Origin of the sequence: Mesorhizobium sp. M7D.F.Ca.US.004.01.2.1 (assembly GCF_003997785.1) — a bacterium.
GTDB classification, from domain to species: domain Bacteria; phylum Pseudomonadota; class Alphaproteobacteria; order Rhizobiales; family Rhizobiaceae; genus Mesorhizobium; species Mesorhizobium loti.
This window is the reverse complement of record NZ_RZRQ01000334.1, coordinates 1-6,151: the sequence shown is the minus strand read 5'-3', so window position 1 is coordinate 6,151 and position 6,151 is coordinate 1. Positions and strand designations below refer to the sequence as shown.

The window sequence follows — 6,151 nt, the reverse complement described above, 5'->3', positions numbered from 1 at the left end:
AGACAGCTACAAGGCGGCGACATCGGCGCTCGACCAGCTGGTCGGCCTCGCCATCAGCGATCCGCGCTCGCCCTTCCATACGCTGCAGGCCAACACGCTGGTCGTCGCCAATGGCCGTATCGGCTCGCCGCGCGGCGACGGCCCCGATGTCTCGATCGCCGAACTGCTCAAAAGCGTCGGCCGCGACCACATCGAAGCCACCGGCGACACCATGCCGGCCAACTCGACGCCAGAAGATCGCTACAAGAACTACACCACCATCGCCATGGCGCTGCCGCACACCGAGGGCGACTACTCCCGCCACTCCTGGTGCGCGCATTTCATCGAGGTGCGCGTCGACGAGGATTTCGGCACCGTGCGCGTCTCACGCGTCGTGTCGGCGCTGGATTCGGGGCGGCTCTACAACCCGAAACTCGCCGAAAGCCAGTGGAAGGGCGGCATCATCATGGGCATCGGCCAGGCGCTGCTCGAAGAAGGCATCGTCGACCGCCGCCACGGCCGCATCGTCAACAACAACCTCGCCGACTATCTCGTGCCGACCAATGCCGACATTCCCGACATCGAGGTGATCTCGGTCGGCATCCCCGATCTGCATTCCTCCGTGCTCGGCGGTAAAGGTGTTGGCGAACTGGCCATTGTCGGCGTGGCGCCAGCGATTGCCAACGCGGTGTTTCACGCCACGGGGAAGCGCGTGCGGGATCTGCCGATCACGCTTGAGAAGCTGATTTAGCCAGCGCCGGCTTTGTCTCCCCCCTTGAAGGGGAGATGTCGCCGAAGGCGACAGAGGGGGTCGCCGCGTAAAGCGCCAACCTCATCTGCAGCAGCAGGCCGAGCCCAGTCGAACCGACCCCCTCTGGCCTGCCGGCCATCTCCCCCTCGAGGGGGGAGATAGCAATCAGAACTTGTAGGCAACACCGATCCGGACATCGTGCGTCGTCAACTCGATCTCGTCGGGATTGAGAGGAGCGCCGTTGACGATCAGGTGACGCTGGGACGTATGGCGGCCGAAATCGGCGAACCGGTACTCGCCGCGGACCACCCAATTGTCGGTGACGGCGTATTCCACACCGGCGCCCAGCGTGTAGCCGGTGATGGTGTCTTTGGCGTCGGCATAGGGACCGCCCGGAATGTCGGTGGTAGTGTGTTTATAGCTTGCCACGGCCAGGCCGCCGGTGACAAAGGGAAGCCAGCGATCCATCGCATAGCCGGCTCTCAGACGCACGGTGCCAACCGACTCCAGCTCGAGCTCGCCGCCAAAGGCAGGGTCATCGACGCCGAGCGCCCGATAGAGCGTGGTGTCCTTCACGCTTGCGAAGTTGTAGTCGCCCTCGATGCCAAGAACCAGCCCGCCGTCGAACTGCTTGCTGTAGCCGGCATACAAGCCGCCGAAGCCACCGGACGGGCCATAGCCCCAGCCGTAGTTGTCGAAACTGCCGGGGGCGAAATCCTGCCCGACCCTTGCGTTCCCCCAGGCGTAACCGGCTTGCGCGCCGACATAGGCGCCGGACCAGTCGTAGGTGGCCGCGACAGGCAAGACCTCACTGGTGTCCGCCGCGAACGCCATGCCGACGGGCGTGAGGATGAAGGCCGTGGCGAGAAGAATGGTTTTCATCGTTTGCTATCCCGAAACTATTGCCTCCCCCGCGCAAAAAAGCGCGGGGGTTTGTTCAACGACGGCAGGTCAGAACTTGTAGCTGAGACCGACCCGCAGATCGTGCGTCTGGAGATCGACGCTCGTCTCTGTGGGCAGACCAGCAGCCACCGAGAGGTCCTGGCTGCCGAAGTCGGAGTAGCGATATTCAGCTCGCGCGATCCACCGGTCGGTGAAGGCGTGCTCGATGCCGGCGCCAACCGTCCAGCCGACATGGGTCTCATCGTGGAATGGTATTTGAACGGCGCCGCTGCCGCCGATCGCAGTCACTTCATACTTTGCCGCGGCCACGCCGGCAGCGATGTAAGGCAAAGTTCGACCGAAAGCGTAACCCGCTCGCAGCCGCGCCGCGCCCGACCACTTGAGTTCGCTCTTGAGCAATGTGCTGAAACCACCGCCACCAGCATCGAGGGGTATCAGTCCATCTGTATTATTATACATGAGGTCAGCCTCGGCGCCGATGACGAAGCGGTTCGCCATTTGGTAATTGGCTCCGAGATGAATACCGCCAATAAAACCGTCTGGATCGAGGGGAAGGTTGAGGTCAGTGGCCCCACCGATGCCGCCGCCGGCGATGAACAGATTGGATTTTCCGGCTGCGTAGCCGACGTCGACGCCGGCATAGAGGCCGGACCAGTCGTAGCCGGCGGGCGAAGCCTCGGTGACATCAGCCGCGCATGCCACGCCGAGCGGCGCGAGGATGAAGGCCGTAGCGAGAAGAAGAGTTTTCATGGTTTGTCTGCCGCCCCAAAATTGTCGTGGTCGCCGCCGCGCGGATGCCCGCGGAGATCCAGCTGTTGTCGAGAAATCCGGTGTTGCATTGTCCACCGGCCGCGTCTTGGGCTGGGCTGCACCCGAATTGACCGGGAAAGCACCGCGGCACTTTCCCGGTCGGTGTGGCCATTCGGCCTCAGTCGATGGGCGCGCCGTGCATCCGGCGGGATTCGCTGTCGGCGAGACTACCTGGCACTGCCCGGCGTCGAGCCGAAGCGGCGGCGGAAGCAGCGATTGAAATAGGACACGTCGGAGAAGCCGCTGAGCAGCGCGATCTCGCTGATCCGCATGCGGTCGTTGCGTCTGTCGGACAGCATTCGATAGGCTCTCTGCAGGCGCAATTCGAGAATGCGCTCGGCAAAGCTCACCCCGGTTTCCTGCAACAGGTCATGGACGTAGCGCACGGACAGCCGCAATTGCCCGGCAACACTCTGCGCCGAAATGGCGGGATCGGCGAAATTGTCGCGCATCTTTTGCAGGATGGCCTGCAGCCTTGCCGCGCGCAGGCCGCGCAGGCCCGCCAGTTCGGCCGCCTCGCCCTTGGCGCCGGTCGCCAGGCCGATCAGATCGACGATCGTTTCGGTGGCATGGCCGATGAGATCGGGAGACAGCAAGGCGGGACCTGCTTCCAGGAAGCTGCAATAGCGCTTGAGCATGTCGAGCGCCTCGTTGTCGGCGCCGATGGTCAACGCCAACCGGTCCTCGACATGCGTGAAGGCATTCTCCAGAACGATGCGCGGCAGCACCACATTGGCCCAGACATTGTTGTCGCCGCCGGTCATCTGCAACGCTTCCGAAGCCGAGACCAGTGCGGCTTCGCCTTTGCCGACGTGATAGTCGCGGCCAATCTGGGTGCCGCTGAGCACCGTATCGCCATTGTTGACCAGCAGCAGATAGCCGTCGCGGCCGTCGGCGGCGATGTTGCTCGCCTTGCGGCTGGCATGCCGGATCGTCCCGGCCATCTGCCCAAGCACCAGCGACCCGACGGCCGTGGCTTCGATGGCGGCCTGGAACGACAGCTTCTCGGAAATCGTATATTCGACCGACCAGATCTCGGCGACGTGGATGTCCTGCCAGAGCGCGAACCGCGCGCGGTGGTCCAGATGCGACGGCAAATCGACCGATGAGAAGACATTCTTTTGCAACGGATATCCGGGGCCTTTTCTATATGCGCCTTCACTTTAGACATGCACCGTATTGGACCAGATAATGGCTTGTCCAGAGCAAGAAGTACTTCCGCCATGGACGACAATTTCATTGCTGTTTTGGACAAGAATTTTCCCGAACTTCGTCGATTTGGCTGACGCAATTCCGGAAAAAATCGGAGATATCCGTAAAGCGTCGCACTCGATGGCGCAAAACTGCCACAGTGCGCGGAAAAGGCACGACGCCTCTCTCCAGTCCAATTCCGGTGCGGCCCTGCCCAAGACAACGCCTGGCCCCGATGACATATCAGCCCTCAGGGCGAAACGACTGTCATGTCAGGGGATTGAATGCCGCAGAATAGATTTGGAGGCCGCAAAGCGAAGGCGTTGAAGTATCTGGCGCTGACGTCGACCGCACTGGTCGGCCTTGGCCAGCCAATCGCCGCCACGGCAGCCGAGATATGGACCGGCGCTGCCTCCACAGATTGGTTTACCGCCGGAAACTGGAACCCCGCCGCCGTTCCGACATCGAGCGACGACGTTACTCTCAACGCGACGTTCCCGAATCCGGCCGTGGTCAATGCGGCGAATGCGGCCGCGCACTATGTGTTTCTCGGCACCATTGCGAGTTACACAGGCTCGTTGACGATCACAAACGGCGGCACGCTCGCCGATACGGCCGGCTATCTGGGCTATCTCTCGGACTCGAGCGGCAGCGTGACCGTGACTGGAGCAGGCTCGGCCTGGAGCAACAGTTCGGACCTTTTCCTTGCTTCGGGCACCAACAGCAACGGTACCTTGACGATCTCGAACGGCGGCGCTGTCAGCGACACCGTGGGTCATGTCGGTTACGGTGCGGGCACCGGCACCGTGACGGTCGACGGCATCGGCTCGACCTGGACCAACAGCAGTGACCTCTATATCGCCGAACTTGGCGTCGGCACGCTGAGCGTCACCAACAGCGGCGCGGTCAGCAATGTGACAGGCACCATCGGCTGGCACGCGGGCTCCAACGGCACGGTGACCGTCGATGGCGCTGGCTCGACCTGGACAAACAGCTCGGCCCTTTATATCGGCGCCCAGGGCACCGGCACGCTGAACATTCAGAAAGGCGGCACGGTCAGCTACGCCACCGGCGCGCTCGGCTATAACGTGGGCTCAACAGGCATCGTGACGGTTGACGGCGCAGGGTCGAATTTGACTGGCAGCTCCAGCTTTTACGTCGGCTTTAACGGCGCCGGTATATTGACGATCTTGAATGGTGGCACGGTCAGCAATGCTGTCGGGAGCGTGGGCGAGTACTCTGGCTCAAACGGCTCGGCGACGGTCGACGGCGCGGGCTCGACCTGGACAAACAGCGGCGATCTCACTGTCGGCAACAACGGCACCGGGGCTCTGGCGATCACCAACGGCGGCGCCGTCAGCGATGACTCGGCCTATGTCGGCAACTCGACGGGCTCGACCGGCATGGTCTTCGTCGACGGCGCCGGCTCGACCTGGAGCAACAGCGGGTCGTTGACTGTCGGCAACTACGGCGCCGGCACTCTGGCGATCACCAACGGCGGCGCCGTCGGCAATGACGCGGCCTATGTCGGCAATTCGGTGGGCTCGACCGGCATGGTGGCCGTCGCGGGCGCCGGCTCGACCTGGACCAACAGTGGGAGCCTTAACGTCGGCAATCATGGCACGGGCACGCTGACGGTCTCGAGCGGCGGCACGGTCAGCAGTGACTCGGCCTATGTTGGCAAAGCAGCGGGCTCCACTGGCGCGGTGACGGTCGACGGCGTCGGCTCGACATGGACTAATAGTGTGAATCTTCTGATTGTCGGCCACAGCGGCACCGGCTCGCTGACGATTTCGAACGGCGGCACCGTCAACAGCGCCATGAGCTATGTCGGGAACTATTCTGTCGGCACCGCGATGGTCGACGGCGCCGGCTCGACATGGAACGGCAGTTCAGCTCTCTATGTCGGCGTCAGCGGAGGCGGCGTTGGCACGCTGACAATCCAAGGCGGCGGCACTGTCAAGAACACGGTCGGCCACCTGGGTAACTCGGTGGGCTCGACTGGCACGGCCACGGTCGACGGCGCGGGCTCGAGCTGGATCAACAGCTCAGCGCTGTTCATCGGCACCGGAGGCACCGGCACACTGACGGTTTCAAACGGGGGAACCATCCAGAGCGCAGGCGGCTTCGTCGGTAACGTCAGCACAGGTATGGGTGCTGTGACCGTGGGTGGTGCGAATTCCATCTGGGCCAACAGCGGCGACCTCTACGTCGGCAACCTCGGAACCGGCACACTGAATGTCTTGAACAGCGGCACGGTCAGCAATGCCTGGGGCTACCTCGGGTACAATCCAGGCTCGACCGGCACGGCGACGGTCGACGGCACCGGCTCGACTTGGACCAGCAGCGCGGGCCTTGCCGTCGGCCTCGACGGCGCGGGCACACTGACGATTTCGAACGGCGGCGCGGTTTTCGCCGGCGGCACCGTCACCATTGCCAGTCACGCGGGTTCGACCGGCACGCTCAACATCGGCGCCGCGGCAGGCTCCGCAGCCACAGGCGCCGGCGTTTTCGGCC

At 63.4% G+C, this 6,151-nt stretch carries 4 protein-coding genes and 1 pseudogene; 2 read left to right on the top strand and 3 right to left on the bottom strand.

Annotation, left to right across the window (positions count from 1 at the left end; genetic code table 11):
* A partial coding sequence (locus EN993_RS29295) for a molybdopterin cofactor-binding domain-containing protein (protein WP_164757886.1) occupies nt 1-730 on the top strand: 730 nt, incomplete at its 5' end.
* Nucleotides 731-895: 165 nt separating this feature from the next.
* On the opposite strand, the gene EN993_RS29290 is transcribed toward EN993_RS29295, so the two are convergent.
* From EN993_RS29290 to EN993_RS29280, 3 genes are all read right to left on the bottom strand, one after another.
* Nucleotides 896-1,612 carry an outer membrane protein gene (locus tag EN993_RS29290; RefSeq protein ID WP_127265526.1) on the bottom strand — a complete coding sequence of 239 codons (717 nt, stop codon included), beginning with the start codon at nt 1,610-1,612 and terminating at the stop codon, nt 896-898.
* Between the two features lie 69 nt (nt 1,613-1,681).
* Entirely contained in the window at nt 1,682-2,479 is a 798-nt protein-coding gene (locus EN993_RS29285; protein ID WP_245469003.1) for an outer membrane protein, read from the bottom strand.
* A gap of 131 nt (nt 2,480-2,610) precedes the next feature.
* Entirely contained in the window at nt 2,611-3,570 is a 960-nt protein-coding gene (locus tag EN993_RS29280) for an AraC family transcriptional regulator (protein WP_127265525.1), read from the bottom strand.
* A gap of 348 nt (nt 3,571-3,918) precedes the next feature.
* On the opposite strand from EN993_RS29280, the pseudogene EN993_RS29275 reads away from it, so the two are divergent.
* Nucleotides 3,919-6,151, top strand: a pseudogene (locus tag EN993_RS29275) (autotransporter outer membrane beta-barrel domain-containing protein); the annotation flags it as partial.